Origin of the sequence: Burkholderia cepacia (genome assembly GCF_001039005.1) — a bacterium.
Classification (GTDB): domain Bacteria; phylum Pseudomonadota; class Gammaproteobacteria; order Burkholderiales; family Burkholderiaceae; genus Burkholderia; species Burkholderia theae.
In genome coordinates this window covers 34,294-59,946 of record NZ_LDWR01000026.1, presented here as the reverse complement: position 1 = coordinate 59,946, position 25,653 = coordinate 34,294, and the positions used below count along the sequence as shown (strand labels likewise).

The 25,653-nt window shown below is 65.0% G+C and carries 25 protein-coding genes; 7 read left to right on the top strand and 18 right to left on the bottom strand.

The features are described 5' to 3' along the window. The first annotated feature begins 95 nt into the window (after positions 1 to 95). A complete protein-coding gene (locus VL15_RS15995) occupies positions 96 to 740 on the top strand; it encodes an FMN-binding negative transcriptional regulator (RefSeq protein WP_048246660.1) in 645 nt (214 codons plus the stop codon). Between the two features lie 669 nt (positions 741 to 1,409). Here the strand turns inward: VL15_RS15995 and VL15_RS40180 are convergent. The 3 genes from VL15_RS40180 to VL15_RS15990 form a co-directional block, all read right to left on the bottom strand. Then, positions 1,410 to 2,042, bottom strand: coding sequence for a type VI secretion system amidase effector protein Tae4 (locus VL15_RS40180; RefSeq protein ID WP_080970853.1), 633 nt, complete (start codon positions 2,040 to 2,042; stop codon positions 1,410 to 1,412). Beyond that, positions 2,035 to 2,616, bottom strand: coding sequence for a PAAR domain-containing protein (locus tag VL15_RS40175; protein ID WP_080970852.1), 582 nt, complete (start codon positions 2,614 to 2,616; stop codon positions 2,035 to 2,037). Before VL15_RS40175 ends, VL15_RS40180 begins: the two co-directional genes overlap by 8 nt. A 162-nt stretch (positions 2,617 to 2,778) precedes the next feature. Beyond that, positions 2,779 to 3,351: a thioredoxin family protein gene (locus tag VL15_RS15990; RefSeq protein ID WP_048246658.1), complete on the bottom strand. Its 573-nt coding sequence runs from the start codon at positions 3,349 to 3,351 to the stop codon at positions 2,779 to 2,781. Between the two features lie 238 nt (positions 3,352 to 3,589). On the opposite strand from VL15_RS15990, the gene VL15_RS15985 reads away from it, so the two are divergent. Then, entirely contained in the window at positions 3,590 to 4,330 is a 741-nt protein-coding gene (locus VL15_RS15985; RefSeq protein WP_048246656.1) for a response regulator, read from the top strand. Continuing rightward, positions 4,327 to 5,649, top strand: a complete 1,323-nt coding sequence (locus VL15_RS15980; protein ID WP_048246654.1) for an ATP-binding protein — start codon at positions 4,327 to 4,329, stop codon at positions 5,647 to 5,649. Before VL15_RS15985 ends, VL15_RS15980 begins: the two co-directional genes overlap by 4 nt. Before the next feature lie 78 nt (positions 5,650 to 5,727). Here the strand turns inward: VL15_RS15980 and VL15_RS15975 are convergent, their stop codons facing one another. The 4 genes from VL15_RS15975 to VL15_RS15960 form a co-directional block, all read right to left on the bottom strand. Next, positions 5,728 to 6,339 (bottom strand): alpha/beta fold hydrolase, encoded by a 612-nt coding sequence (locus VL15_RS15975; RefSeq protein WP_048246653.1) that lies wholly within the window; start codon positions 6,337 to 6,339, stop codon positions 5,728 to 5,730. A gap of 52 nt (positions 6,340 to 6,391) precedes the next feature. After that, the gene (locus VL15_RS15970; protein ID WP_048246650.1) at positions 6,392 to 7,126 is read right to left on the bottom strand and encodes a metallophosphoesterase family protein; all 735 of its coding nucleotides are present in this window, start codon (positions 7,124 to 7,126) and stop codon (positions 6,392 to 6,394) included. An 89-nt stretch (positions 7,127 to 7,215) separates the two neighbouring features. Continuing rightward, on the bottom strand, positions 7,216 to 7,752 hold the full coding sequence (locus tag VL15_RS15965; protein WP_048246647.1) for a GNAT family N-acetyltransferase: 537 nt from the start codon (positions 7,750 to 7,752) through the stop codon (positions 7,216 to 7,218). Positions 7,753 to 7,764: 12 nt separating this feature from the next. Then, on the bottom strand, positions 7,765 to 8,397 hold the full coding sequence (locus VL15_RS15960) for a LysE family translocator (RefSeq protein WP_048246645.1): 633 nt from the start codon (positions 8,395 to 8,397) through the stop codon (positions 7,765 to 7,767). Between the two features lie 278 nt (positions 8,398 to 8,675). Between VL15_RS15960 and VL15_RS15955 the strand changes: the two genes are divergently transcribed. The 3 genes from VL15_RS15955 to VL15_RS15945 all read left to right on the top strand — a co-directional run bounded on the left by VL15_RS15955 (position 8,676) and on the right by VL15_RS15945 (position 12,778). Then, positions 8,676 to 9,869 (top strand): porin, encoded by a 1,194-nt coding sequence (locus tag VL15_RS15955; protein WP_048246643.1) that lies wholly within the window; start codon positions 8,676 to 8,678, stop codon positions 9,867 to 9,869. Positions 9,870 to 9,951: 82 nt separating this feature from the next. Next, on the top strand, positions 9,952 to 10,383 hold the full coding sequence (locus VL15_RS15950) for a GFA family protein (RefSeq protein WP_048246641.1): 432 nt from the start codon (positions 9,952 to 9,954) through the stop codon (positions 10,381 to 10,383). Between the two features lie 469 nt (positions 10,384 to 10,852). Then, positions 10,853 to 12,778, top strand: coding sequence for an SMP-30/gluconolaconase/LRE-like region family protein (locus VL15_RS15945; RefSeq protein ID WP_048246640.1), 1,926 nt, complete (start codon positions 10,853 to 10,855; stop codon positions 12,776 to 12,778). Positions 12,779 to 12,803: 25 nt separating this feature from the next. Here the strand turns inward: VL15_RS15945 and VL15_RS15940 are convergent, their stop codons facing one another. The 9 genes from VL15_RS15940 to VL15_RS15900 all read right to left on the bottom strand — a co-directional run bounded on the left by VL15_RS15940 (position 12,804) and on the right by VL15_RS15900 (position 21,530). Further along, positions 12,804 to 13,730 carry a c-type cytochrome gene (locus VL15_RS15940; RefSeq protein WP_048246638.1) on the bottom strand — a complete coding sequence of 309 codons (927 nt, stop codon included), beginning with the start codon at positions 13,728 to 13,730 and terminating at the stop codon, positions 12,804 to 12,806. Further along, entirely contained in the window at positions 13,727 to 14,413 is a 687-nt protein-coding gene (locus tag VL15_RS15935) for a c-type cytochrome (protein WP_053077662.1), read from the bottom strand. The genes VL15_RS15940 and VL15_RS15935 overlap by 4 nt, the downstream gene beginning before the upstream one ends. Before the next feature lie 64 nt (positions 14,414 to 14,477). Further along, positions 14,478 to 15,533: a molybdate ABC transporter substrate-binding protein gene (locus tag VL15_RS15930; RefSeq protein WP_048246736.1), complete on the bottom strand. Its 1,056-nt coding sequence runs from the start codon at positions 15,531 to 15,533 to the stop codon at positions 14,478 to 14,480. An 8-nt stretch (positions 15,534 to 15,541) separates the two neighbouring features. Beyond that, entirely contained in the window at positions 15,542 to 16,333 is a 792-nt protein-coding gene (locus VL15_RS15925; RefSeq protein WP_048246637.1) for a transcriptional initiation protein Tat, read from the bottom strand. A gap of 276 nt (positions 16,334 to 16,609) precedes the next feature. Further along, entirely contained in the window at positions 16,610 to 17,029 is a 420-nt protein-coding gene (locus VL15_RS15920; RefSeq protein ID WP_048246635.1) for a DoxX family protein, read from the bottom strand. 58 nt (positions 17,030 to 17,087) lie between these two features. Further along, complete coding sequence (locus VL15_RS15915) at positions 17,088 to 18,761, bottom strand: MFS transporter (protein WP_230684471.1); 1,674 nt, start codon at positions 18,759 to 18,761, stop codon at positions 17,088 to 17,090. Between the two features lie 149 nt (positions 18,762 to 18,910). Continuing rightward, positions 18,911 to 19,201: a putative quinol monooxygenase gene (locus VL15_RS15910; RefSeq protein ID WP_048246632.1), complete on the bottom strand. Its 291-nt coding sequence runs from the start codon at positions 19,199 to 19,201 to the stop codon at positions 18,911 to 18,913. Between the two features lie 17 nt (positions 19,202 to 19,218). Further along, complete coding sequence (locus tag VL15_RS15905; protein ID WP_053077661.1) at positions 19,219 to 19,656, bottom strand: cupin domain-containing protein; 438 nt, start codon at positions 19,654 to 19,656, stop codon at positions 19,219 to 19,221. Positions 19,657 to 19,694: 38 nt separating this feature from the next. Continuing rightward, a complete protein-coding gene (locus VL15_RS15900) occupies positions 19,695 to 21,530 on the bottom strand; it encodes a thiamine pyrophosphate-binding protein (protein ID WP_080970851.1) in 1,836 nt (611 codons plus the stop codon). A gap of 223 nt (positions 21,531 to 21,753) precedes the next feature. Between VL15_RS15900 and VL15_RS15895 the strand changes: the two genes are divergently transcribed. Continuing rightward, entirely contained in the window at positions 21,754 to 22,629 is an 876-nt protein-coding gene (locus VL15_RS15895) for a LysR family transcriptional regulator (protein WP_048246630.1), read from the top strand. A gap of 33 nt (positions 22,630 to 22,662) precedes the next feature. Here the strand turns inward: VL15_RS15895 and VL15_RS15890 are convergent, their stop codons facing one another. Further along, positions 22,663 to 23,991 (bottom strand): multidrug effflux MFS transporter, encoded by a 1,329-nt coding sequence (locus VL15_RS15890; RefSeq protein ID WP_230684470.1) that lies wholly within the window; start codon positions 23,989 to 23,991, stop codon positions 22,663 to 22,665. Between the two features lie 365 nt (positions 23,992 to 24,356). After that, positions 24,357 to 25,631 carry an MFS transporter gene (locus tag VL15_RS15885; protein WP_048246628.1) on the bottom strand — a complete coding sequence of 425 codons (1,275 nt, stop codon included), beginning with the start codon at positions 25,629 to 25,631 and terminating at the stop codon, positions 24,357 to 24,359. Between the last annotated feature and the right edge of the window lie 22 nt (positions 25,632 to 25,653).

The following is a 25,653-nucleotide window of genomic DNA, read 5'->3' as shown; positions in this document are numbered from 1 at the left end:
CCGGCTCTACAGCATAAACCAGTTTGGGATCACAATCGGCGGATGACGGGCCCGCGCCTGTTCCATTTCCAACCCCGCACGACCGTGGAGCCGACATGTACGTCCCCGCCGATTTCAACGAGCCCAACCCCGACGCGCTGCGCGAGCTGATCGTGCAGCACCCGTTCGGCAGCCTGATCACGCACGGGAAGAACGGGCTCGACGCGAACCACATTCCGTTCGAGCTGCTGCCCGACGTTAACGGCGGCGGGCTCGGCGAGCTGCATGCGCACGTCGCGCGCGCGAATCCGGTCTGGCGGGACGTCGCGAACGGCGACGAGGTGCTCGTGATCTTCCGCGCCGGCGACGCGTACGTCTCGCCGAACTGGTATCCGAGCAAGCACGTGGCGCACCGGCAGGTGCCGACGTGGAATTACGTGGTCGTGCATGCGCACGGCCGCATCACGGTGCGCGACGACGAGAAATTCGTGCGCGGCGTGGTCGCGCGGCTGACGCGCACGCACGAGGCGTCGCAGCCGGTGCCGTGGAAGATGGGCGACGCGTCGCAGGACTACCTCGACACGATGCTGCAGTCGATCGTCGGGCTGCAGATCGAGATCACGCGGTTCGTCGGCAAGCGCAAGCTCGGGCAGAACAAGGCGGTCGAGGATATTCGCGGTGCCGGAGATGCGCTGGTCGCGGAAGGGAATCTCGCGATCGGTGAAGCGATGCTGATGGAAAGCGAGCGCAAGGGCGAATAGTCCCGCGGCCGCAAGGTGGCTGCATGCGCGGTTTGGGGACACGAATTTCGTGTGCTGAGGTCGGTTAATAGATCTCGGCACATGACTCGGGAAGCGCTCTCGATATGGTTGGGTGTTATTCCCAGTGAACACGACTGAACTTGTAGATGAGTGCCTACGTCACGCGCAACCCGAACCGAAAACCGCATTGCACTACCGCAGCCTATTTCACTTGATATCCGTAACGAGGGTAGGCGGTTAGTCGACGAGACCTGATATGAGTATCACATAGAAACTATACGCTTCATTTTCATAATTTAAGTGGCATGGTGCTGTTCGTCTATTTGACAAGCCATCGGTCGAGAAGCCATAGGTAGGGGGAAACGTAAAAAAATAGATGGACCAAGACGATGAACAGCGTCGTAGCCGCGAACTTGATGCGCCATTCGCGTGGCGACCAACGCCGATAAGCAAAAATATTAAGTGTCGCAAAGATGACCGATGGCCACAAAGTCGTAACGAGTAGACCCGTTACAAATTTCCAGTGAGGTGCGCAGTGTTCCATGTCGCCGCATCCGGTCACGTGAGAGAGCGGAACTTCTGGCCTGGGGAGAATGCTAAAAGCATAGAGGCACGCCCATGCAACGAGCAAGCCCCACACAATGCCTAGAGCAGCGAAAGCCATACGCTTCATTTAATCTCCCAAAAAATTATCTCTTTTGATTCGGATAGGTCTGAAATCCAATTTTCAGTTCCTCCTGATAGCCATGAACGAAAATTCGGCATCGTACTAGCTCCAACACGAAATCGCCAGAATGAAGCGAAAGACGGAGTAAGCGTATCTTTGTTCCACAAGTCGATGTGACCGCCGCTCAATGCGCCGGCGGAGTCACCTTCCTGTCGCCAATACCCGAAAAAATAGATAATACCGGTTCGTCCTTTTACCTTGTTTTGCCATTCCGGCCCGGTGATGTTTTCCGGTTTTCCCACACCTAGAAATGGACGAAGCTTCAACCATTCGGCCAGTTCGTAAGCGCGGGTCGCGGTCGCTTTTCCGTTCAGAATCAAACGGCCCAGCGTCTTCTTGCCAGGCATCGGTTTTAACACATTCTGCGAAAACGACTTCATATCGCTACCAACGTTGTGAAACGTAACGCTCATGCGAATGGCGCATTGGTTCTCGTACTCGCCGGTAGGGTCGTCGTAGGGGTCTTTCGTCGGGTACGCGTTCCAAAGCTCCTGAAAGGATAGCGCTTTGAGTTGTACCGGCTTCTTTGATTTCGGTGTGTCGATCGTGCGGACCTTCGTGGCGGGATTAGGCATGCCTTACCCCGCCGTGTTGCTTGGCAATGGCCTCGTCCCCCCAATAGACGGTGAACTCTCCTGAGTCATCGCCGGTATGGATGCGTGGTAGCTCGCCGCTCGCATCGAGCACGCCGGAATGTACGCGTCCGTCCGTTGTCTCGATGTAGTACGGATAGCCTTCTGGCCTGGCAATAGCACCGCGGGTCACCGTCGCCGCGACTTGATGGTGAAATGCGCCTTTCCTGATCGACGCGACGCCTCCCGTTGTCGTGCGGCTCGAAACGACTTCACCGAGGCTCTTTAGCCCATCACAGCACCACGCTTCACCGGCAAGCAATGCAACGATGCGAGGTGGAGTCGGGCAACCACACAGGACGACATCGTCGTCTAGCGCGACTTCTCCCCGGAACTTGAGTCGATACGGGCCGCCTGCTTTTGCGATGGTGCCAATGCTTTGGCATGCGGTGCACAATGCACTTCCCCCAATCAGGGCTGCCTGATGGCCGTGCACGAGGAATTGCGGGCCACCGTATGGGCTAATTGTCCCGCCGCTAGAAAGACGATCGCCAACAACTGCAATTCTTCTATTCATTGTTTGGCCCTCTCCGAAAGCAGTAATCGTAGCTGTGCGGCGCCATAACGCATCTCGATATTGATAGGATGATTTGAGATGAAACGTTTCAGCCATCGACTGTTGCGGGCAAAACAGCGTGCTGCAATTGCCGAATCGTTTTCCGTAGGCCTCAGCTGCCTTCTACTGCGTCCGTTCCACCGCGGTTCCCGCCTGCGCGAGCGCACCGCGGATCGCCGCCTCCGTCTTGTCGTATTCGCCTTCGCCATAACGCGTATAGACGACCTTCCCGTTCGCATCGATCAGGTACAGCGCGGGCCAGTACTGGTTGCCGTACGCGCGCCACGTGTCGTAGCGGTTGTCCTGCGCGACCGGATACTGGATGCCGAAGCGCTTGATCGCATCGGCGACGTTGCCCGCGTCGCGCTCGAACGGATATTCGGGCGTATGCACGCCGACCACGACGAGCCCCTGGTCGCGATACTTCCGGTACCAGTCTTTCACGTACGGAATCGTATGAATGCAGTTGATGCACGAGTACGTCCAGAAATCGACGAGCACGACCTTGCCGTGCAACTGGCCGAGCGTCAGCGGCGCGCTGTTGTGCCAGCGGTCGATGCCCGTGAAGTCGGGCGCCGACGTGCCGGGCATCGACGCCTGCGGGCCCGCGTCGTCGCGGGTGCCCGCGAAGGCGGCAAGCCCGGCCGTGGCGGCGAGGGCGATGACGAGGGCGGCGGTCTTGAGTCGGGGCAGCATGGCGTTCTCCTGATCGGGAGGCCGCCGCTCGGGCGCGGCGGCCGGACGGGTTTCGTTCGACAGGCCCCATTAAGCTGCGCCGACGTATCTGCGATGTGTCCGGCGAGCCACGCGTGTGCAATGTTGTGTGTCGTCACCGCGGCGCGATACATTGGGATACAAACGCGTGCCCGCCGTGCGGTATAAAAGCGGACATCGCCAGCCCGAACACCACGACACCGATACCCGATACCGACTCATGGACAAGATCGACCACGTGCTGATCGTCGACGACGATCGCGCGATCCGCGAACTGATCGCGGACTACCTGGAGAAGAACGGCATGCGCGTGTCGCTGGCCGCGAACGGCCGCGAGATGCGCAACGTGCTGGACGACGGCGCGCCCGACCTGATCGTGCTCGACCTGATGCTGCCGGGCGAGGACGGCCTCACGCTGTGCCGCGACCTGCGCGCCGGCAAGTTCCGCACGGTGCCGGTGCTGATGCTGACCGCGCGCGGCGAGGAAACCGACCGCATCATCGGCCTCGAGATGGGCGCCGACGACTACCTCGCCAAGCCGTTCGCGGTGCGCGAGCTGCTCGCGCGGATCCGCTCGGTGCTGCGCCGCGCGCGCATGCTGCCGCCCGGCATGCAGGTGACGGAAACGGCCGAGATGCTCGCGTTCGGCGAATGGCGGCTCGACACGACGGGGCGCCACCTGCTCGATACCGAAGGCACGCTGGTCGCACTGAGCGGCGCCGAATACCGGCTGCTGCGCGTGTTCCTCGACCATCCGCAGCGCGTGCTGACGCGCGACCAGTTGCTCAACCTCACGCAGGGGCGGCAGTCCGATCCGTTCGACCGCTCGATCGACCTGCTCGTGAGCCGGCTGCGCCAGCGCCTACGCGACGGCGCGCGCGAGCCGCGCTACATCAAGACGCTGCGCAACGAGGGTTATGTGTTCTCGTCGGCCGTGACCGCCGTCGACGGTACGCCATGAGCGCGCGCACGCCGTGGCACTGGCCGCGCTCGCTGTTCGCGCGGCTCGCGCTGATCCTGTGCGTGGGCCTCGCGCTCGCGCAGACGCTGTCGTTCTGGCTCACCATGACCGAGCGCGACCAGGCGACCACCAACCTGATGATGGGCTACATCGAGCGCGAGGTCGCGAGCTCGGTCGCGCTGCTCGATCACCTGTCGCCCGCCGAGCGGGCCGCGTGGCTGCCGCGCCTCGGGCGGCGCAGCTATGCGTTCATCCTCGGGCCCGGCGAGACCGGCACGCCGCCGGAAGCGCGGCTGTCGGCGCGTGTCGAGCGGTCGATTTCCGACGGCATCGGCGGCGACTATCCGCTGACCGCGAACGCGATCCCCGGCGACCGCGAGCATCTGCAGGTGCATTTGCGCCTGACCGACGGGTCGCCGCTGACGATCGACATCCATCCGATGTCGACGGTGCCGCTGTCGGGCTGGCTGCCTGTCGTGCTCGTGCTGCAGCTCGCGGTGCTGGCCGCGTGCTGCTGGCTCGCGGTGCGGCTCGCGACGCGCCCGCTCAAGCAGCTCGCGCAGGCCGCCGACGCGCTCGGCCCCGACCTGAAGGGCGCGCGCCTGAACGAGGGCGGGCCGTCCGAGGTCGCGCGCGCCGCCCGGGCGTTCAACGCGATGCAGGACCGCATCGCGCAGTACATGGCCGAGCGCATGCAGATCCTCGCGTCGATCTCGCACGACCTGCAGACGCCGATCACGCGGATGCGGTTGCGTGTCGACGTGATGGACGACGACACGCAGGGCGCGAAGATGCGCCAGGACCTGATCGAGATGGAGCACCTGGTGAAGGAGGGCGTCGCGTACGCGCGCACGCTGCACGGCACCGAGGAGGCCGCGCGCCGCATCGATCTCGATGCGCTGCTCGACAGCATCGTGTGCGACTACACGGATGCCGGGCAGGACGTCGCGCTGCACAGCCGCGCGCCGCTCGCGCTCGTCACGCGGCCGAAGGCGCTGCGCCGCATCGTCGGCAACCTCGTCGACAACGCGCTGAAGTTCGCGGGCGCGGCCGAGATCGACGTGCAGACCGCACCGGACGGCGGCGCGGTCATCGCCGTGCTCGATCGCGGGCCCGGCATCCCGGACGATCAGCTCGACGCGGTGTTCGAACCGTTCCGGCGTGTGGAGACGTCGCGCAATCGCGAGACGGGCGGCACGGGGCTCGGTCTTGCCATCGCGCGGCAACTCGCGCTTGCGATGGGCGGCACGCTCACGTTGACCAATCGGCCGGATGGCGGCGGGCTGGAGGCCAGGCTGACGCTCAGGAATGCGGGGTGATGCGACGTGGCGTGTACGCGTCGCGGTTTCGGGTTCATACCTCGGGCGAAGCCGAGGCTGAAGCCACAGCGCGTTCCGTCACACGCGCAGCAGATGCGCATCGACGAGCGGTGCGAGTGCCTGCGCATGCACGGCCGCGAGATCGTGCCGGCCGCCCGATACGACATGCAACTGCGCATCGGGCAGCCGTTCGAGCAAGCGCCGACCGGCCGCGACAGGGCTGATCGGATCGTCGTCGCCCCACAGCAGCAGCGTCGGCTGCGCGATGCGGCCGATGTCCTGCGACAGGTCGGCGCGGAACGTCATGAACCAGTCGGGCAATTGCGGGTTCGCTTCGGCGAAGCCGGTGCGCCAGTCCTGCGCGCCGAGCCCCGCCATGTCGAGGCCGCCGGACGTGACCGTCAGCACCAGATGCGTGACGAGATCCGGCTTGTCGAGCGCCGCGCGCATCGCGATCACGCCGCCCATCGATTGCGCGATCACGGCGGTCGGCCGGTCGATCGTCTCGAGCACATGACGGACGAGGCTGTCGAATTCGTCGACGGCCGGATCGCGCGGCGTGTCGCCGAAGCTCGGATAAGCGACGATCCGCCGCTCGGCCGGATGCGTCAGCAGGCTGGCCAGCGGTTGCCAGAAGGCGGTGCTGCCCGACGCGCCGGGCAGGAAGAGCAGTTGCGACGGAACGGGCATGGCGAGTCGGTTTTCGATCGATGAAGCGGGGTGACGGGGCGGCGCGAGCGCGTCAGCACCGGCCGGTGCGCAGCGCGATGGTCCAGTCGTCGCGCCCGCGCGATGCCGCGGTGGCGGCGGCCGTTTGCCAGTCGTATTCGACCGCGTGGAATTCGACGTTCCAGCCGGCCGCCGTGCGCGACACCATCGCGTAGCGTGCATGCGGCGAGCCCGTCTCGATGCGGTGCGGATGCGGCAGATCGTCCGTGTACGCCTGCAGCCCGACGCTGCCCGGGTTGACGATCAGCCGGCCGTCGTCGAGCTTCGCCGTGCGCGGCACGTGCGTGTGGCCGCACAGGATCAGCGATGCCGGCTCGTCGCCCGCGCGCTGCGCGATTTCATCGGGCGTTGCCGCGCGGCAGCCGCCGGGCGTGACCGTTTCGAGGAAGTAGATGAGGTCGCTGGCCGGCGTGCCGTGCACCATCAGCACGTCGTCGTCGAGCGTCACGCGTTCGGGCAGCGTGGCGATCCATGCGAGATGATCGGCGCGCAGCGTGTCGTGCGCCCAGCGATCCGACAGCCGCATCGACTCGCGATCGCCGCTGAGCAACTGCCGTTCGTGATTGCCCTTGACGGTCGGCAGGTCGAGCGCGATCAGGCGGTCGGCCGTCTCGGCCGGATGGAGCGCGCCCGACACGATGTCGCCGAGATTGACGATCACGTCGGCGCCGCGGCGGCGGACGTCATCGAGCACTGCGTCGAGCGCGGCGAGATTGCCGTGGATGTCGGAGAGCGCGGCGATTTTCATGGCGGGGCGTCGAGGAGGGGAACGGCGATTGTCGCCAATTCGGCGCGGCCCGTCCAATGGCGCCAGCGGGTGATGCCGTGTGTTGCGCGTCAGTCGGTCGCGAGGCGCGCGTACATCGCGAAATCGCCCGGCGTGCCGCGCACCATCTTGTACGCGCGCAACAACCCTTCGTAGCGATAGCCGCACTTCTGCAGCACGCGCGCGGAGCCGGCGTTGCTGGTCAGCACGACACCCTGCATCCGCATGAAGCCGCCCTCCGCGAACGCCCATGCGGTGACGGCCGCGCACAGCGCGCTCGCGATTCCGCGCCCCCAGTGCGATGGCGCGAGATCGTACGCGATCTCCGCCGAGCGGTTCGCGCTGGACACGGTATGCAGCCCGATCGTCCCGGCGAGCGCGCCCGATGCGTCGTCGGTCACGGCGAGACGCCGGACCGAATCGGGGTTGGCCGATTCGATGCTGTCGAACAGCGGCAGCAGATCGTCGCGCGAGCGCAGGTTCCAGCTCGTGTGGCGGACGACGTCGGGGTTCGACAGGTACGCGTACCACGCGTCGAGATCGGTGCGTTCGAGCTGCCTGAGCGACAGGCCGGGAAAGCCGGAGCGGGGCGGTGCGGCGATTCTCATCGGAACCGACCGCTACGCGGCATGACGCCGATACAACGCCAGCGAACCGGCGAGCGCGAGCAGCATCGCGCCGCACGTACGTTCGAGCCACAGCGCGCCGGCGCGCTTGAGCAGCCGCACCGCGCGTGCGCCGAGCAGCGCGTAGCCGAACATCACGACGCCGTCGAGCAGCGCGAACGTGACCGCGAGCGCGACGTATTGCGGCGCGAGCGGCGTGGACGGATCGAGGAACTGCGGCAGGAACGCCGAGAAGAACAGATAACCCTTCGGGTTCGTCACCGCGGTCAGGAAGCTCTTCGCGAAGATCGACGCGTTGCGCTCGGGCGCCGCGCCGCCGTGCGCGGCGGCGACGTCGAGCGACCCCTTCGACATCAGCAGCCGGATGCCGACATACGCGAGGTACGCGGCGCCGAGCCATTTCACCACCGAGAACCAGAACGCCGACGCCATCAGCAGCGCGCCGAGGCCGAGCGCGACCGCCACGATCAGCACGAAGTCGGACAGCATCGCGCCGGCGAAACCCCAGGCCGCGCGGCGCACGCCGTAACGCGAGCCGTTGGTCAGCGCGAGCAGCACGGTCGGGCCGGGTGTCGCGATGCCGACGAATGCGACGGCGGCGAAGATCAGCAGGGTCGTTTCATTCATGGAGGAACTCCCGACGGTAGGCGTGCGTTCGATTATCGGGTGCGCCGGCCCGCGCTGTACAGGCACGACAGTTGTGCGCCCGGCCGCGTTTTCGACTATCTCGATTTTGGCAAGAAACTGTTTTCATTATTCCGGTTTCGAACGGAACCGGTTCCAATTACGATGGCGGCCGCAGCGGGCATGCCCGCCGGCCTCGCACGGCCGGCGGATCTCGCCGCCCGCGCGCTACTCGCAACCGCCAGCCAGAACAACGGGTTCACCGCCCGGAGACACAAACCATGAACAAGCAACTGATCGCAGCGCCGCTGCTGCTCTCGCTCGCGGGCATCGCGTCCGCGCAAAGCTCCGTCACGCTGTACGGCATCGTCGATGCGGGCGTGACCTATCGCAGCAACGAACGGGTCGGCTCGGCAGGCGCGTACACCGGGCATTCGAGCGTCGGGCTCACGACCGGCAACCTGTCCGGCAGCCGCTGGGGCATCAAGGGGTCCGAGGATCTCGGCGGCGGGATGCGCGCGCTGTTCGTCCTCGAGAACGGCTTCGACATCACGAACGGCACGTCGGGACAGGGCGGCCGCCAGTTCGGCCGCCAGGCGTTCGTCGGCATCGGCAGCGACCGCTATGGCTCGGTCACGCTCGGCCGCCAATACACGTCACTCGACGACTTCGTGAGCCCGGTCGGCCCGTCGTCGTTCATCGGCGGGTTCGGCGCGCACCCGGGCGACATCGACGATCTCGACCAGACCGCGCGTGTGGACAGCGCGATCAAGTACACGAGCGCCAATTACTCGGGCTTCACGTTCGGCGCGCTGTACGGCTTCGGCGGCCAGCCGGGCAGCATGAAGCAGCGCAACACGTGGAGCGTCGGCGCGGCGTACGCGGCGGGTCCGCTGCGTGTCGGCGTCGGCTACGAGCGCTCGGACAACAGCAAGACGGGCGCGACCGACCCGACGGCAGGCAAGTGGCAGGGCACCGACGACGGATTGTTCAACTCGTCGATCAACGAGGGTTATGCGAGCGCGCAATCGCAGCAGGTCATCGCGACCGGCGCGACATACGACTTCGGGCCGGCCGTCGTCGGCGTGAACTACAGCAACGTGCAGTACCGCAGCGGCGGTCAATCGCTGTTCACGGGCCACGCGACGTTCAACGTCGCGGGCGTGTTCACGCGCTGGAACGTGCAGCCGCAGACGCAACTGTTCGCAGGCTACAGCTACACGCGCGGCAGCGATGTCGATGGCGTCGACGACCGTGCGCAGTACCACAACGTCACGCTCGGCGCCGTCTACGACCTGTCGAAGCGCACCAGCGTTTACCTGCTCGGCGCGTACCAGCATGCATCGGGCATGACGCTCGATGCGCTCGGCCGGCCGGTGGCCGCGACCGCGTCGGTGTCCGACAAGGCGAACGGCCACTCGTCCGACTCGCGCTCGCAGGCGATCGTCAGCCTCGGGCTGCGCCAGAAGTTCTGACGCGGCTGACGCAGCAGTCGTTGCGGTCGCAACGTTGCAGGCATGCTCCTATACTGTCGCCTCCCTGTTTCGAGGAGGCGACATGACCCGAACGCAATCCGCGAGCTGCCTGTGCGGTGCGATCACCGTTACGCTGCGCGGCGAGCCGGCGGCGCGTGCGAACTGCCATTGCGCGACCTGCCGCGATTTCTACGGCACGCCGATGTTGTCCGCGACCGCGTGGCCGCCGGAGCAGGTTGCCGTCGACGGTGCCGGCGCGACGTTCCCGCATCCGGAGAAGTCGATGTCGCGCACGTGGTGCGTGTCGTGCGGCGAGATCGTGTTCGGTACGAACCGGCTCGGCATGCGCGTCGTGCCGAACAGCCTGACCGCGCGTGCGCACGGCGGGCAACTGCCCGGCGACCTGCAGCCGACGATGCATCTGTTCTACCGGCACCGCGTGCTCGACGTCACCGACGCGCTGCCGAAATACCTCGACGGCTGGGACGGCCCGACGCTCGACGACGCGAACTGAACGATCGCGACCGCGTGCCGGCACGGCCGGCGCGCGGCTTTCTCCGCCGCATTCATCCTCCCCCTTCCTCGCTTCCTGTCGCCGCCCGCGCGACACACCCGATCCGCAAGCTCGTGAAAAGACGATCGCGCCGGATAATATTTTTTCTCTTTCATTTTAATTTCGATTTGTAATCATTGAAACGATTTCCGGGGAATTGAAAGGCAATGCGGCATATCAGAAAAAATGACGCATTCGCATTGGGCGACCCGGAAGAAAGTGCCGGAGAAAAGCGCCGGAATCGCGCTGCCGGCGGGCCGTTACGGCGCGGTGATCGGGTTTGACCATCGTTGACGAAAAAGCGCCGGACGGCAATAAAGCGCGGGGTGAATAATTCGGGGTAACGGCGAATGCGCTTTTGCCGGAATCACCAATATTTCATGCGCGGCGATTTACAGTGTCGACAAACAATCGTCTGGGAGCATTATTCATGTCAATGAAACAAATTCGCGCGGCGTTGCTGGGAATGTGCATGGCGATGCTGGCGCCCGCGAGTCACGCGCAGGTGCAATATTCGACCGACTGGCTCGCGAACACGTTCGGCACGTTGGCCGCGCACGTGGGCAACGGCGCACGCTCGATGTGGGTCGCGCCCGAGGGTGTGATCTATACCGCGTCGCGCTGGGACGAGAACGCGGGCGGCGTCGCGATGTACCAGAACGGCCAGCCGATCGGCACGCTCGGCATCCACGACGAATTCCAGGGCGGCGCGATCACCGGCAATTCGACGTCGCTGTTCGTCGCGCTCGGCTACAACCGCACGTTCGGCAGCGGCTCGGTGGGCCGCTACAACCGCGGCACGAACCTGCGCGACCTGCGCATCCCGGTCAGCACGTGGACGGGCATCCAGTACGCGGACGTGATCACGGGGCTCGCGACGGCCGGCAACCTGCTGTACGTGAGCGATTTCTACGGCAACCGCGTGCGCGTCTACACGACGGACGGTGTCTGGCAGCGCGACATCGGCGTCTCGGGGCCGGGCGCGCTGGCGCTCGACGCGGCCGGCAACCTGTGGGTCGCGCGCAAGAGCGCGGGCGTCGTCGCGCAGTTCAGCGCGACCGGCACCGCGATGAACACGATCCAGATGGCGGCCGGCGCGCGGCCGGCGTCGCTGTATTTCGATGCGTCGATGGGCCAGCTGATGGTGGGCGACGAAGGGCCCGACATGAACATCAAGGTCTACAGCGGGCTGCTCGGCCTGCCGATGCAGGTCGGCACGTTCGGCGTGCAGGGCGGCTATCTCGACACGACGACCGGCATCAAGGGGCAGGTCGGCGACAAGCGCTTCACGCGCGTCGCGGCGCTCGGCAAGGATTCGGCCGGCAACCTGTACGTGCTGAACAACGCGTGGGGCGGCGGCTGGGATCTCGGCCGCAACGGCAGCACCGATCTCCATTCGTACAGCCCGACGGGCGCGCTGCAATGGAAGCTGCAGGCGCTGAACTTCGAGGGCGTCGCCGCGCCCGATCCGGCGACGGACGGCGCATTCTTCTACAGCGGCAACAACGTGTACACGGGAGGGGCGGGCGGCACGTTCGTCGCGAACACGGTCGACCCGTTCACCTATCCGAAGGACCCGCGCCTCGACATGAACGACTATCAGCGCGGCCAGCATTTCGGCCAGCTCGTGACGGTCGGCGGCAACCGGATCCTCGTCGCGTCCGGGCAGAACCCGGGCAACTTCAACTTCTATTACTTCAACACGGCGAGCGGCTATATCGCGATTCCGGCCGGCTCGCTGCCCGGCAAGCCGTTCAATACGACGCTCCAGGTGACGGCCGGTTTCGACATCGACGGAAACGGCGACGTGTGGGCCGGGCTGAACGGATCGAACGTGATTTCCCGCTTCCCGATGACGGGCTTCGACGCGACCGGCAAGCCGTCATGGGGCAAGCCGACGACGACGCCGGTGCCGAGCACCGTGGCGCCGATCACGCGCATCATCTACCAGGCGGACAGCGACACGATGATCCTCGCGCAGGGCCTCGCGGGCAATTGGGACTGGACCGCGATGAACGGGCACATCGAGGTCTATCACGGCTGGAAGAACGGCAACACGAGTGCGCCGAATCCGGTGATCAACCTGACGAGCGCGAATCCGAAGTCGATCGCGGCGGCCGGCCACTACCTGTTCGTCGGCTACGTGCACACGGTGCCGAACATCGACGTGTTCGACCTGAACAGCGGCGCGCTCGTCACCACGTTGACGAATTCGAACACGTCGGCGATGGACGTCGGCAACGACGTCGACTCGATGTACGGCGTCCGTGCCTACCTGCGCTCGACCGGCGAGTACGTGATCACGAAGGACAACTACAACGGGTCGAGCATCGTCGTATATCGCTGGCATCCGTGACCGCGCCGGCCGCGCGGGCCGAACGTCAGGGCGCGCCGAGCACGCGGCCGTTCACGCTGAGCCCGTACATCGAGTCGGGCGAATCGTGGAACTTCGCGCGTGTGTCCTGCACGGAGCCGGTGAAGCGCGGGTCCTGCGGACGTTCGTGGCTGTCCATGAAGGTCGCGACGTCCCACGCGTCCTGATCGGTCAGCGTGCCGCCGAGCCCGAGCGGCATGTTGGCCTTGATGAAGCCGGCCGCATTGCGGATGTCGCCCATCCCCGCGCCCCAGTTGAACGAGCGCGCGCCCCACAGCGCCGGGAACGCCGGCTTGCCGCCGCTCGACTGGCCCTGGCCGTCCGCGCCGTGGCACAGCGCGCAGTGCTGCGTGTAGACGGCGGCGCCGCGCGCGTAGTCGGCCTTCTGCGCGGGCGGCGGCAGTTTCGGGAAACCCTGCCCCGGCAGCTTCGTGCCGACCGGCGCGCCCTTCGCGAGCCAGTACGAATACGTTTCGAGCGCGACGAGGATCGGGTCGCCGGCCGGCGGCGCCTTGCCGTTCATGCTGTACTGAAAGCAGCCCTGCAAACGTTCGGCGAACGTGTTCACGTGGCCGTTCTTGCTGCGGTAGGCCGGATACAGCAGGTACGCGGCCCACATCGGGCTCGAATCGGGCCGGCGGCCCGCGTCTAGGTGGCAGCTCGCGCAGGTCAGCTTGTTGCCGACGTACTTGCCCGCGAACTCGGGCGTGTGCAGGAAGATCTGCTCGCCGAGCTTCACGGTCTTGCCGAAGCCGTCGGCGGGGATCGCGGATTCGGCGGGCGGCGCGAACGGCCTGGCTGCCGATGTCGTTGCCGCCGATGCGGAAGCGGCGGCCGGTGCGTCCGGCGCCGCCGCGAACGCGAGCGCGGGCATCCAGGCCGCGCCGAGCAGCGTCGCGCGGGCGCGGCGGATCAGCGTCGTGCGGTCGATCATCGCTTGTCTCCTTGTGCGGCGCCGCCGCGCGCATAGTAGGCGGCCACCGCGTCGATGTCGGCGTCGGACAGCTTGCCGGCGATCATCGGCATCAGCGCCATCGGCCCGGGCGGGCGTGTGCCGTGTTTCCAGCCGTTCAACTGGCCGGCGATATACGCGGCCGGCTGGCCCGCGAGCGGCGGAAATGCGGTGCCCACGCCGAGGCCGGCGGGGCCGTGGCATTGCGCGCACGCAGGCAGGCTCTGCGACCAGCGCCCGCGCGTCGCGAGCCACGCGCCGGTGTTCGCCGGATCGATCGACGTGTCGTCGGGGGGAACCACGCCGGCCGGCGCGGGCAGGCTCGCGAAGTACGCGGATACCGCGTCGCGCTCGTGCGGCGACAGCAGTTTCGAGAGCGGCTGCATGACCGGGTTCTGGCGGCTGCCGTCCGCGAACGCGGCGAGCTGCGCGGACAGATACGCGGCATTCGTGCCCGCGAGGCGCGGGAAGCCGGCCGCCGCGTTGCCTTCGCCCTGGCTGCCGTGGCAGCCGATGCAGGCGGCGACGCCCGTCGCCGAGCCCTGTGTCGCGAGCGTCTTGCCGAGCGTTGCGTCGTCCGCGCGCGCGTGGCCGGCCAGCAGCGCGGCCGCAGCAAACAGCAGCGGCGCGAACCGGCGTCGCCGTGTGTCGATCTTGTCGTTCACGTGTCCCCTCCTTGTTGTCGTTCGCGTGCGTGCCGCTGCTCAGCCTCGCGTTCAGCCCGGGCCGTCAGCCTGCGGCGGGCCCGTCCTCCGCAGGCGCGAGGTGCTGCGCCGGAGTCGCCGCATCGTACTGGCCGAAGCCGTAGCGCTGGAAAATCCGGAATGCTTCCGGCGACCGGATGAACGCGAGCCATGCGCGCGCGGCTTCCGGATGCGGCGCGTCCTTCACCATCGCCCCCGCGTAGATCGCCGTTGTATTCTGCGCGGCCGGAATGTCGATGTGCATCAGCGGATGCCCGACCTGTTCCTGGAATGCCGCTTCGGATTGCCACAGCACGCCGGCGTCCGCGCGCCCCTGCATCAGGAACAGCGCGGTTTCGCGGTGGTGGATGTGCGTGAGTTCGGTTGTGCCGGCGCGCACCTTGTCGTCGTAGACGGTGCGTGCGAGCGCATCGCCGCCGGCTTTCACGAGCGACGCGCGGATCTGCCGCGCGACGCCTTCGAACGCCGGGTTCGGCATCGCGAGCTTCACGTCGGGCCGCGCGAGATCGTTCAGCGACGCGATGCGCTTCGGATTGCCGGCGCGCACCATGATCGTCAACTGGTTCGTCACGTACGGCACGGCCGGGCCCGCGAGCGTACCGTCCGCGATCAGCCCGTCGATCTTGCCGAGCCCGGCGAAATACGCGTCCGGCTTGACCGTCCACGTCATGTTGCCGACCGTGATCGTGCCGCCCGCGTGAATCTGCTTCACGAGCAGGCCGGGCGGGATCGTTTCCCAGTAGATGCGGCCGCGGTATTCGGGATGGTCTTCCTCGAACTTCGCGACGAGCGGCGCCATCGCGAAGAAGTAGTTGCCGCCGACGTACAGCACGAGCTTCGGCGCGGTGAGGTCGCCGTGGAAATCGGCGAGCACGTCCACCTGCGGCACCGTGAATTCGAGGCCGCGTTGCGTCGCGTCATTGTTGCGGCCGTCCTGCCAGGGCGGAAAGATGCTGGTGGCGGTGTCGGCGGGCGCGGCGAGCGACAGCGCCGACGCGCAGCACAGCCAGCCTGCCAGCGCGGCGTGCAGCGTGCGCTGGCGGCGCGATGGCGATTGCCGTTTCGTGGGGATCGAGGTCATGGTGTGCGTCATTTCGCGTACGTGAAACCGGCCTGCTGCAATTCGGGCAGCGTGCCGACCGCGCCCGGCGTGACGATCGCCGACGGGATCACGTGGTTGGTCAAGTCGGCCGCGAGCGCGTCGAGCGGCAGCTTGTCGGGATTCGCGTTCGCGCCGTCGAGCCGCTCCGCGAGTTCCCAGATCGCGTTGTGGCACGACAGGAACACGACGCCGCGCTGCTGCAGCGCGGCGATGCTGTTGTCGTGCGACGAGAACGCGCCGTCGGGCAGCTCGTGATCCTGCGCGCCTTTCGATTGCGCGAGTTTCGCATCGAGCAGCGTGTTGGTCGGGAACGCGGCGCCGGCCAGTTGCGCGAGGCCGTATTTGTCCCACGCGGCCTGGTCGAACAGCGCGAGATGCGCGCTGCCGTGCGTGGCCGACACGACGAGGAAATCCGGATGACCGTACGACCAGATCTGCGCGTTCAGCGAATTGCGCATCAGGTTCAGCCACGGGCCGCCGAGCTCGGTGTTGTCCCACACCTGCTTCGGGCCGCCGCGATAGCCGGTCACTTCGGCGAGCGCCGCGTGATCCCACTGGTCGGGGCGTTCGAGAATCATCGGCACCGTCTTGAAGTCGCGCCGCCTCGGCGCGGCCGCGAGGCGGCGCGTGAGGTCGGCGAGGTGCGCGGCGCCGCCGGGCAGCAAGGCGCCTGTTTCGGGCGCGGCGGCCTGGGCGTGGCGCGCGGCGGCGAGCAGCGCGGTGCCGGCCGCGAGGCCGAGGGTCTTGAGCGCGCCGCGGCGCGCGTGCCGGTCCGACATGGCTTATCTCCCGGAATCGTTATTGTGGGGGCGTGTCGCGTTGCCGTGCGGCGGCGTGGCGGCGCGATTGCGTAGCCAGTCTAGAGGCGCGCGATCGATACCGGAAATCGCGATATCGGATGGGAGATATTCGGGGGTCTGATGGTTGGGCGGGAGGGCACCGGCTGACGCGGTATCGTGCGCGGGCTACGGCTTGCGCCGCCGGCCTGCGTACGTGAATTGCCTTCAGCGGGTGTGTCCAGCGCATTTGCGCCTGGCCTCCGGTCCGGCGAACTGTTAGCCGCGGTCGACCGAAAAGCGTCCCGGGCCCGCGGCACAGAGCGCGAGAAGCCCCCCCATGATCGACAGGTTCTTGTAGAAATGAATCATGTTGTTCATCTGCTGGGAGCCATCCGCCAACCAGAATGGGTGACCGATAATCGCGGCGGCGAGCGTATAGAGTGCGAGCAGCAACGCGACGGGTCGGGTATGGAATCCGATCAGAATCGCGATCGCAACGACGACGTCCATTGCGATCAGGATCGCCGCTGCCAGCATTGGCATGGGTGCGCCGATGCGGGTCATGTAGGCGATTGCTCCGCCGAAATCCATCAACTTTGGAATTCCGATTTTCAAATAAAGTGCAACGATCAGCACACGGGCGATCAACAGCAGGAAATCCTGGAATGTGTTTGGCAGTTGTGGTCGGGTTGTCATGGCTCAAGAAGGCGCAAGCGACCGGCGCACACTCGGGAGCGTGCAGGTCGCAGATGTTTTACGTTGCGTTGTGACGCGCATCGTCGTTGTTCGGCGCTGAGCCGAACCGGACTTCGAGAATGGTGAGCGTGGTCAGAAGGGCGACGAGGGCGGCTCCTGCGGTCAGTTGGAATCCGGTGTGCAGGACGTCGCTGAAGACACTGCGCAACGCGTCGATGACGTGCTGGCCAGCGAACGGCGCGCCGGCCATCGAATCGATGATCGCGGACTGCTTCTTTGGGTCGATGAGCAGTTGGGGGTCTCCCAGCAGGCTGTTCAGGTGCTGGTCGACAGTCGTCACGCCCAGGGTGTTCAGTGCTTGAACCGTACCGACCTTGTAGTGGGCCGATACCCAGGCGCCGAGCGTGGATAGCCCCACCATCCCGCCGATCATCCGTGTGGACTGGATGAGCGATGTCGCGATACCGACACGTGTTTTTCCCGCGATCTCCTGCGTGAAGATGTTGACGTTGTTGAGGATAAGCCCCAGGCCGACGCCCGCCCCGAACAACGAAACGATCAGAAGCGCATGCGTGTTCGTCAGCGCGACGAGCGACAAGCCGTAGCAGGCGAGCACGAGCATCGAGAAGCCGGTGAGCACGATGATCGCAGGACGCTCGACGCGTGTGACGATTGCCGTGTTGAACAGACTGCCGACGGCTATCGACCCGGCGAGCGGCGTCGATAGCCTGCCTGCCGCCGTAGCGGACAGTCCGAAGCCGCTCTGGAGCAGCAATGGCGCATAGAAGATCGTCGAAAACATCACCGCGCCGGTCAGAAACGAAAGCCCGAGCAACGTCAGGATGCGTCGATTGCGCAGCAGGTCGAGGGGTACCAGCGGTGCTGCTGCGCGTCGTTCGCAACGCACGAACAATGCGACAAGCACGGGCAGGCTGGCGATTGCGATGCAGCGCAGTTGTGTCGACGCTTCGCCAAGCTCGCTGCTGAACGCGAACAACATGCATCCCAGCAACAAGGAGAGCACCAGCGCTCCGGCGATGTCGATACGGATTCGCGTTCCCGACGACGGGGCGAGGCGCGGGAGATAGCGTTGTGTGAAGTAGAGCGCCGCGAACCCGACCGGCAAGTTGATCAGGAATGTCGAGCGCCAGCCGTATTGATCGGTCAGCCATCCGCCAAGAGACGGCCCCGCGGCGGTACCGATGCCATATGCCGCAGCGAGTACGACCTGCCATCGGGCGCGTTCCAGTGGCGCGGGAAACAGATCCGGTATGGAGGCGAACGCGGTCCCCGTCATCATCCCGGCACCGATGCCCTGAAGCGCTCGTGCGGCGACGAGCGCAGCCATGTTCGGGGCGGATGCACACAGGACGGAGGCCGCGGTAAACGTCGCGATTGCGCCGATGACGAATGGTTTGCGGCCGTAGTAGTCACCCAGTCGACCGAAAATCGGTACGGTAATCAACGACGTCAACAGATACGCGGTCGCTATCCACGTGTACCACTCGAAGCCGCCCAATGTTGCGACGATCTGTGGCAGCGCCGTGCTGACGGTGGTTTGATCGAGCGCGACGAGCATATTGACGATCCCGATACCTGTCATGGCGGCCAGCGACTGACCGAACGGGCGTGGCGATGCGGATGGCGTGGGTATGGCGGAGACGGAGGGCAGTTCTGCCGGAACAAGAGACGACGCGCCGACGGTAGCCGGCGTTTTGGCTGGGGATTGCATGGTGCTTTGATTCGGATCGGTCGCGGTCCGGGATAGCGGGTTGACGCGATGGAGATCGGGGAGGGAGATACAACCCGATGGAAGCGAGAGAGGATGCAAGGAAGCCGAGCCGTCTCCGGAACCGGCGTTCCTTCACACATCCGTATGCGTTACTGGACCTTTCTGGTGATGAGCAATTCCTTGCGCTCGACGAGATCCGGAACAAGCGCGCGGTAGGTGGCGATATGCGGCGTATTCAGGTGCCCGTCGAGCGCTTCCTGACTTTCCCAGATCTCGTGGAAGACGAAGATGCCGGGATTCCGCAGGTCGCGACTGAGTTCGTAGCGGATCATGCCCGGGTCGCTTTGGGTCGGGGCGACGAGGCTGCTCAGTAGCGCTTCGAGCTCGGCTTCCTTTCCGGTCTTCGCTACGTTGATGGAGATAACGACGATTTCAGACATGCTCTATGCTCTTTGAGTCAGTTTTGTTCCAGGGTGCGCAGGGGTTGCCCCTTGGCGCCGGCAAAGAACACGACCATCTCGGCCGGTTCGTCGGTCGTATAGCCGTGGTGAATTGTTCCGACGGTGTCCGCGATGACCTGTCCCGCGGTAAACGTCGTCCGGGATTCACCGTTCTTTTTCTCGACAGTGAGCTTGCCGCTCAACAGATAGACGGCGTTGACCACACCGTGGCTATGCCACGGAAGCGTCGTGTGAGCAGGGATTCGCACGTGCTGCACGTCGATGAGCGGCGTACCTTCCGGATAATGCGTGTAGTAGGCACCATCCCATGATTGCGATGTGTGCGCGAGCGGCACGACCGTCACCCCTTCCTCGGACGCTTGCGCGCCGGATGCGAGTGACAGCGCACTGATTGCAGCCGCCAGAAAACGGATGGGCCACTTCGTCTGGTTCATTCTTTCCAACGTCCCGTATCGTTCAGGTTCTTTCAACATCAATCGATGCACTCGGGGGTGTCGATTGCTGCGGCAGGCGAAGTGGCAAATGCGTCGACCTTCTCGTGCTTCGTTTGTGCTGCCGTCGAGGATTCGGCGTAGTAACGGTTTGGCGAAGGGAAGACACCGACGGCCACTTCAATGACGAAGGGCCCGTCGCATGCCAATGCGTCGCCGACGGCCTGCTCGAGCCCGGCCAGGCAATCGACCTGGCGTGCCGGCACGCCCACCGATTCGGCGAACCGTGTCCAGTCGTGGCGAGGCAACTTGCTGAACTGCTCCGCGACGGTTCGCTTGGTGATGGCGTCGATGTGAATCGCACCGTGAGCGGAGTTGTTCAGGACGATAAAGATCACCTTGATCCCGTAACGGGCTGCGGTTTGAATCTCCATTCCGTGCATCAGCATGCAGCCGTCCCCGGTGACCACGAGGCAGGGGCGATGCGGGGCGGCGAGCTTGACACCAATCCCGGCTGCGACTGCCCAACCCATCGGGGCAAGCGCGCTCGACGAGAAGTAGTTTCCGAGGCCTGACGAGAGCCAGTAGTGCGCCATGAAGATCCGATGCGCGCCTGAATCGACGACAACGTTGGTGTCGTCGGGCACGAGGTTGCAGAGCCGTCGGACGACGTCACCCGGATAGAGAGAAAGTGAATCGGAAGCGCTTCCGATCGACGTAGGTTCGAAGCGATGATCGTAAAGCGGAACGTGCCTGACACGCTCGAGCCACGCATCCCGGTGGGCGAATGCCGCCTGGAATTCCTGTGCGGATCCCGCCGGCATATGCGCGAGCATTCGAATGGTCGCGGTAATGCCGGAGAAAATGCTTCGACTCGGAACGTGGCCGGTTGCCGGCGCATCGAAGCTGTCGTCGAAAATGATGAGCTCCTTGCCGGCGCTCAGCTTGTCGCTCCAATTCAGACTGTCGCGTTGATTGAGATCGCAACCAAGTACGACGAGTGCATCGAGATCGTTTGAGTTGATCAGTTGTACCGCTCGCGTGTGCCCGGAAAATCCATAAACACCCAACGCAAGGGGGTGCCGCTCGGGAAAGGCGCCTTTTCCGGACAGAGTTGTCGCAACCGGAATATTGAATCGTTCGGCAACCTTGAGCAGGACCTGGGCAGTTTCCGGATCGTTTCCGCGACCACCGACGAGAAATGCGACCTTTTTTTCCTGAAAGAGATATTGCTTGCAAAGTGCTTGCACCGCGACCGGGTTGGCCGGGACGTGGTTCACGTCCACGATGCTTTGGGCGTAGGGGCGTTGCATTCGATCGAGCGGGACCGGCACCGGTTGCTGCTGAACGTCGAGCGGGATGCTGATGAACGAACGGGCACGTCGCATCCAGTTCAGACCGTCGGTAGCCCGACGCATTTCCGCCAGAAGGTTGTGCTTGTTTTTCAGTTCGACAATGTCGTCGACGAGACTTTGCACCACGCTGCTTTCGGCGATGCCTCCCAGCGTACCGTCCTGGAACGCACCTTTTCCCTCGGCGTTGGACGATATGCCGCCGGCAAGATAGAGAACCGGGATCCGATCGGCGAGGGCGGCGGCCATGCCGGGAACGAGATTCATCGTGCCGGGCCCGGAGATGGCGAGACACACACCGAACTTGCGACTGGCTCGTGCGTAACCGTCGGCCATGAAGGCACTGCCGGTCTCGTGCGCGGCAACGATGCCACGAATTTCTGGCGTCTTGTCCATCGCGTCAAGCAACGGATAAACCATCTTTCCGGGGACCAGAAAAATGTGGTCGATGTGCAGCGACCGGAGGAGATTCATAACGCTTCCCGAAACGTCGCATCGGGCCGGAATGTGAGTTGCCTTTTCCATCTTTTTATGCTTGTTCTTTCGATCTGAAACGATCTATGCGAGTCGAATACACCGGCTGTATTTTTAAATCCCTCGATATGGCGAGGGAAATCACGGTTGCCGGAATGCCGCGATATACCGTTTGATACGGGGGCCTGATTATCTCTGTTGGAGAGCATGGGCTCAACTTGTATAATTGCATCCAAAGAATGCAAAAGTGCTTTACCGAGAGAGAACGTTATTCATGAATTGGGACGATGCACGCGTCTTTTTGGCAGTTCATCGCGCCGGGACGCTGCGCGAGGCTGCAGTTTTTCTCGATGTCGATCAGGCAACCGTGGGGCGGCGGCTGACGGCACTCGAGAAGGCGCTGGGTGCGAAGCTGTTTCTCAAGACGTCGTCCGGCTATGTCGTGACGCAGATCGGCGAGCATTCGCTGCAGGCCGCGGAAGAGATGGAGCGAGCGGCATGCGAGTTCGAGCGCCGGGCGCATGGCTCGGACGACCGGCTCGAAGGCGAGGTTCGGGTGACGACAACCGATTCCCTGGCGATGGATTTTGTCGTTCCCGCAATACGGGCGTTACGGCGGAAATATCCCGGGATACACGTGGTCCTGACGACTTCCGTGCAGGTGCTCAACCTGACGCGACGTGATGCGGATCTCGCGATTCGAACCGTGATGCCGGAAAATCCCGATCTTGTCCGCCGGAAGCTGGCCGAATGGGAGGTCGGGCTGTTCGCGAGTCGCGAGTATCTGGATGCGCGTGGTGCCCCCGCGATCGGGGCTGCTTTCGAAGGCCATGATCTGGTGGTCTACCAGCCCTCCATCACGTCCAACCAGGGGCTCTCGCTATGCGGCGAGTCGATGGAACAAGGGCGCGTCGTCGCACAAGTGAGTTCGAGCCTGATGCTGGCGACCTCGATCCGGTCGGGCATCGGAATAGGCGAGCTCCCGGTATATATGGCGCAGGCGGACGATTCGCTCGTGCGCATCTGGCCCGACAGGACTCGAACCGTGCCGTACCAGGTCTGGCTCGTATCGCATACGGACCTGAACCGGACGGCGCGCGTTCGGGCGGTCACCGACGAGATCGCTGCTTCGTTCGACCGGTATCGATAACGGCCGGGATCTCGTCGGTGCAAGGCCGAGTGTTTAACGTGGCAGGGTCTTGCGCATCGAGAGCGTGCGCCGCGCGGCATACCAGCGGGGGACAATCGCGACCGCGGCGACGATCGCGAAGAACGGAATCGCCGTCGCCAGCACGTGGCTTCCGGTACCGAGCAGTCCGCTGGACACGGTGGCTGCGAGCGACGCGCTGCCGATCTGGAAGAAGCCGACCAGTCCGGACGCCGTGGCGGCGCGCCCATGTTCACTCGCGATGGCGCCCGAGACGGCGAGTGACAGCGACGATCCGTTTGACAGGCTGACGAGAAACATCGGCAAGACGATTGCGATGATGCCTTTGAATTGCCACGACTCGCACAACGCGAACGCAACGCCGCCGGCGACGAAGCAGCACACCCCGGCCACGACGATCGAATCGTAGGACATCCGGTCGAGCATGCGGCGCGAGATCATGTTCGCGGAAATGATGCCGGCGGTCAGCGGCAGATAAAGCCAGCCGCTTTGCTGTTCCGAAAGACCGAGGCCGGAAAAGATGAAGGGCGATTGCGTCAGGTAGACGAACCACGCGCAATAGATTGCGCAGACGACGAGCGTATACCGGATGAACACGCGATCTCCGAGCACGTCGGAGAAACCGGCCAGCGGAACCGCGCGATGTTGGCCCGGCGCGACGGGCGGCCGCGTTTCTTTCAGAAGAAGCTGGACCAGCGCGAGCGCGACTGCGCCAAACACGGCGACGAAAATGAAATCGCTCCGCCATCCGAACCAGGCGGCCAGATATCCGCCGATCGCCGGGGCGATCGCCGGAGACAGCGAAACGAGCGGATACACGATGCTGTAGACCTTTGCGGATTCCTTTTTATCGCAGGTGTCGGCGATGATTGCGCGGCCGATCACGAGACCGGAAGCCGCACCGAGAGCCTCGAGCACTCGCCATCCGAGAAAGCTCGCGAAGCCGCCGGCACTTGCGCAGCCGATCGAGCCAAGAATGTACAGAAGGATCCCGACCGTCAGCACGGGTTTGCGCCCCCATCGATCGGAGAGGGGGCCGTAGAACAGCTGGGCACAGGCGAGCGCGATCAGGTAGGCCGATACCGTCTGCGGCATCTGCCATGCACCGATCGAAAATTCATGGGCCATCGATGGCATGGCGGGCAGGTAGACGTCGGACGCGATCAGGCCAAAGGCGCTCAACATTGAGACGACGAGTATCAGTGAGAAGTTGGACATATTCGCTGGGTTGTTGTGGCGAAACGCGTAAGCGGATGAAGATGGCGGCGCGCATTGGGCGGCCTTGAGAAACGGCGAGGGGATCATACGGCGTACGATGCGGTTCGCGATCAGACGGAATTGCATCGCTGGGATGCATTTTCGCGTTCATCGGAGTTGTTGCCGGGGACGCATGCGAATGACGGCGTCAGGTGTCGCGCGGGCCGGCTGTCAACAGGATTCCGGCGCTATATCGAGCGATTTTCCGGCGCATCGCGTATGCGCCTGCCGTGACCGATCATGACGCGGCCGGGATGCTGCGCAGAGGATGGGCCGAGCCGCCGCGTAGAGCGGGCGGCGCACCGAGGCGGGGGGTGCGCGCGGGCCGCCGCTTGCGGGTCGGCCCACGCGTGTCAGGACGTTAGAACGACACCGTTGTCAGCGCGTCGTGACCTTGTCGATCGCGGTTTCGCAGGCTGCGAACGCTTCGACGGTCACGTAGCCGCGCAGCGTCAATGCGCCGCGCGTTCGCGCAAAACTTCCGACGGCCGGCTGTTGCGTACGAATACGCCTGCGAGCACGGCGCCCGTCAGCGCGATCGCGCCGGCCAGCACGAATGCGGCCGCGAACGAGCCGCTGCGTTCGACGATGAGGCCGGTCACGGCCGGCCCGATCACACCCGACAGGCTGCCCATGCAATGCAGGAAGCCGCTCACGCCGCCGACGCGCGACGGGTGCACGACATCCTGCACGATCGCCCAGTAGATCGCGCCGGTGACGTACAGGAAGAACAGCGACACGGACATCAGCGCGACCGCGCCTTGCGTCGACTGCACGGTGCCCGCGATCGCGACGCAGGCGCCCGCGCCGAGCAGGCAGGTGACGAGCACGATCCGGCGCGACAGCAGCAGGTTGCCGGTGAGCCGGTAGAGCGCATCCGAGATGGCGCCGCCGCACGCGAGGCCGACCGTGCCGACGAGCCAGGGCACGACGGTCGCGACACTCATCTCCTTGATGTTGAGGTGATGCGCGCGCACGAGATAGCTCGGGAACCAGCTCAGGAAGAAGAACAGCACGTAGTTGTAGCTGAAGAACGCGGCCGCCGTGGCGAGGATGCGCGGCTGGCGCACGTAGTGCGACAGCGTGCGCGCGGGTGCCGATGCGTCGCCGTCGCTCGTACTGGCGGCGGCCGTCACGAGCGGCGCGTCGTTCACCGGTGCGGCGGGACGATCCGACGTCGACACCATCCACAGCACGACCCACGCGAGCCCGATCGCGCAGACGATCCAGAACGCCGGCCGCCAGCCGAACTGCGCGGCCAGCAGGCCGACGATCGGCCCCGCGATCGCGCCGCCGAGCGGCGAGCCCGCGCTGAGCAGGCCCATCGCGGTCGCGGCGGCGTCGCGCGGCAGCCAGTTGTTGACCATCTTGTTCGCGGCCGAGCACAGCGGGCCTTCGGCCATGCCGAACAGCAGCCGCACGATCAGCAGGCTCACGAAGCCGACGGTCAGCGCGGTCATCCCGCAGAAGATCGACCAGAGCCCGACCGACAGCACGTACACGAGCTTCGGCCCGAGCCGGTCGGACGCGAGGCCGCCGATGAAATTGAACAGCGCATAACCGACGAAGAACGTGCTGAAGACGAGACCCATCTGCGCGGCGTCGATGCCGAGATCGGTCTGCACGATCGGCGCGACGATCGACAGCGCGACGCGGTCGAGATAGTTGATGCCGTACACGAGAAACAGCAGGAATACCGTGAACCACGCCTGGGTCTTTTGCTTCATGTTCGTCTCCTTCGTGCCGGTG

Excerpts from the sequence above, each read along its gene's own strand:
- VL15_RS15995 (WP_048246660.1), top strand. The coding sequence starts at position 96 with ATGTACGTCCCCGCCGATTTCAACGAGCCCAACCCCGACGCGCTGCGC.
- VL15_RS40180 (WP_080970853.1), bottom strand. The coding sequence starts at position 2,042 with ATGCCTAATCCCGCCACGAAGGTCCGCACGATCGACACACCGAAATCA.
- VL15_RS40175 (WP_080970852.1), bottom strand. The coding sequence starts at position 2,616 with ATGAATAGAAGAATTGCAGTTGTTGGCGATCGTCTTTCTAGCGGCGGG.
- VL15_RS15990 (WP_048246658.1), bottom strand. The coding sequence starts at position 3,351 with ATGCTGCCCCGACTCAAGACCGCCGCCCTCGTCATCGCCCTCGCCGCC.
- VL15_RS15985 (WP_048246656.1), top strand. The coding sequence starts at position 3,590 with ATGGACAAGATCGACCACGTGCTGATCGTCGACGACGATCGCGCGATC.
- VL15_RS15980 (WP_048246654.1), top strand. The coding sequence starts at position 4,327 with ATGAGCGCGCGCACGCCGTGGCACTGGCCGCGCTCGCTGTTCGCGCGG.
- VL15_RS15975 (WP_048246653.1), bottom strand. The coding sequence starts at position 6,339 with ATGCCCGTTCCGTCGCAACTGCTCTTCCTGCCCGGCGCGTCGGGCAGC.
- VL15_RS15970 (WP_048246650.1), bottom strand. The coding sequence starts at position 7,126 with ATGAAAATCGCCGCGCTCTCCGACATCCACGGCAATCTCGCCGCGCTC.
- VL15_RS15965 (WP_048246647.1), bottom strand. The coding sequence starts at position 7,752 with ATGAGAATCGCCGCACCGCCCCGCTCCGGCTTTCCCGGCCTGTCGCTC.
- VL15_RS15960 (WP_048246645.1), bottom strand. The coding sequence starts at position 8,397 with ATGAATGAAACGACCCTGCTGATCTTCGCCGCCGTCGCATTCGTCGGC.
- VL15_RS15955 (WP_048246643.1), top strand. The coding sequence starts at position 8,676 with ATGAACAAGCAACTGATCGCAGCGCCGCTGCTGCTCTCGCTCGCGGGC.
- VL15_RS15950 (WP_048246641.1), top strand. The coding sequence starts at position 9,952 with ATGACCCGAACGCAATCCGCGAGCTGCCTGTGCGGTGCGATCACCGTT.
- VL15_RS15945 (WP_048246640.1), top strand. The coding sequence starts at position 10,853 with ATGTCAATGAAACAAATTCGCGCGGCGTTGCTGGGAATGTGCATGGCG.
- VL15_RS15940 (WP_048246638.1), bottom strand. The coding sequence starts at position 13,730 with ATGATCGACCGCACGACGCTGATCCGCCGCGCCCGCGCGACGCTGCTC.
- VL15_RS15930 (WP_048246736.1), bottom strand. The coding sequence starts at position 15,533 with ATGACCTCGATCCCCACGAAACGGCAATCGCCATCGCGCCGCCAGCGC.
- VL15_RS15925 (WP_048246637.1), bottom strand. The coding sequence starts at position 16,333 with ATGTCGGACCGGCACGCGCGCCGCGGCGCGCTCAAGACCCTCGGCCTC.
- VL15_RS15920 (WP_048246635.1), bottom strand. The coding sequence starts at position 17,029 with ATGACAACCCGACCACAACTGCCAAACACATTCCAGGATTTCCTGCTG.
- VL15_RS15915 (WP_230684471.1), bottom strand. The coding sequence starts at position 18,761 with ATGCAATCCCCAGCCAAAACGCCGGCTACCGTCGGCGCGTCGTCTCTT.
- VL15_RS15910 (WP_048246632.1), bottom strand. The coding sequence starts at position 19,201 with ATGTCTGAAATCGTCGTTATCTCCATCAACGTAGCGAAGACCGGAAAG.
- VL15_RS15905 (WP_053077661.1), bottom strand. The coding sequence starts at position 19,656 with ATGAACCAGACGAAGTGGCCCATCCGTTTTCTGGCGGCTGCAATCAGT.
- VL15_RS15900 (WP_080970851.1), bottom strand. The coding sequence starts at position 21,530 with ATGGAAAAGGCAACTCACATTCCGGCCCGATGCGACGTTTCGGGAAGC.
- VL15_RS15895 (WP_048246630.1), top strand. The coding sequence starts at position 21,754 with ATGAATTGGGACGATGCACGCGTCTTTTTGGCAGTTCATCGCGCCGGG.
- VL15_RS15890 (WP_230684470.1), bottom strand. The coding sequence starts at position 23,991 with ATGCAATTCCGTCTGATCGCGAACCGCATCGTACGCCGTATGATCCCC.
- VL15_RS15885 (WP_048246628.1), bottom strand. The coding sequence starts at position 25,631 with ATGAAGCAAAAGACCCAGGCGTGGTTCACGGTATTCCTGCTGTTTCTC.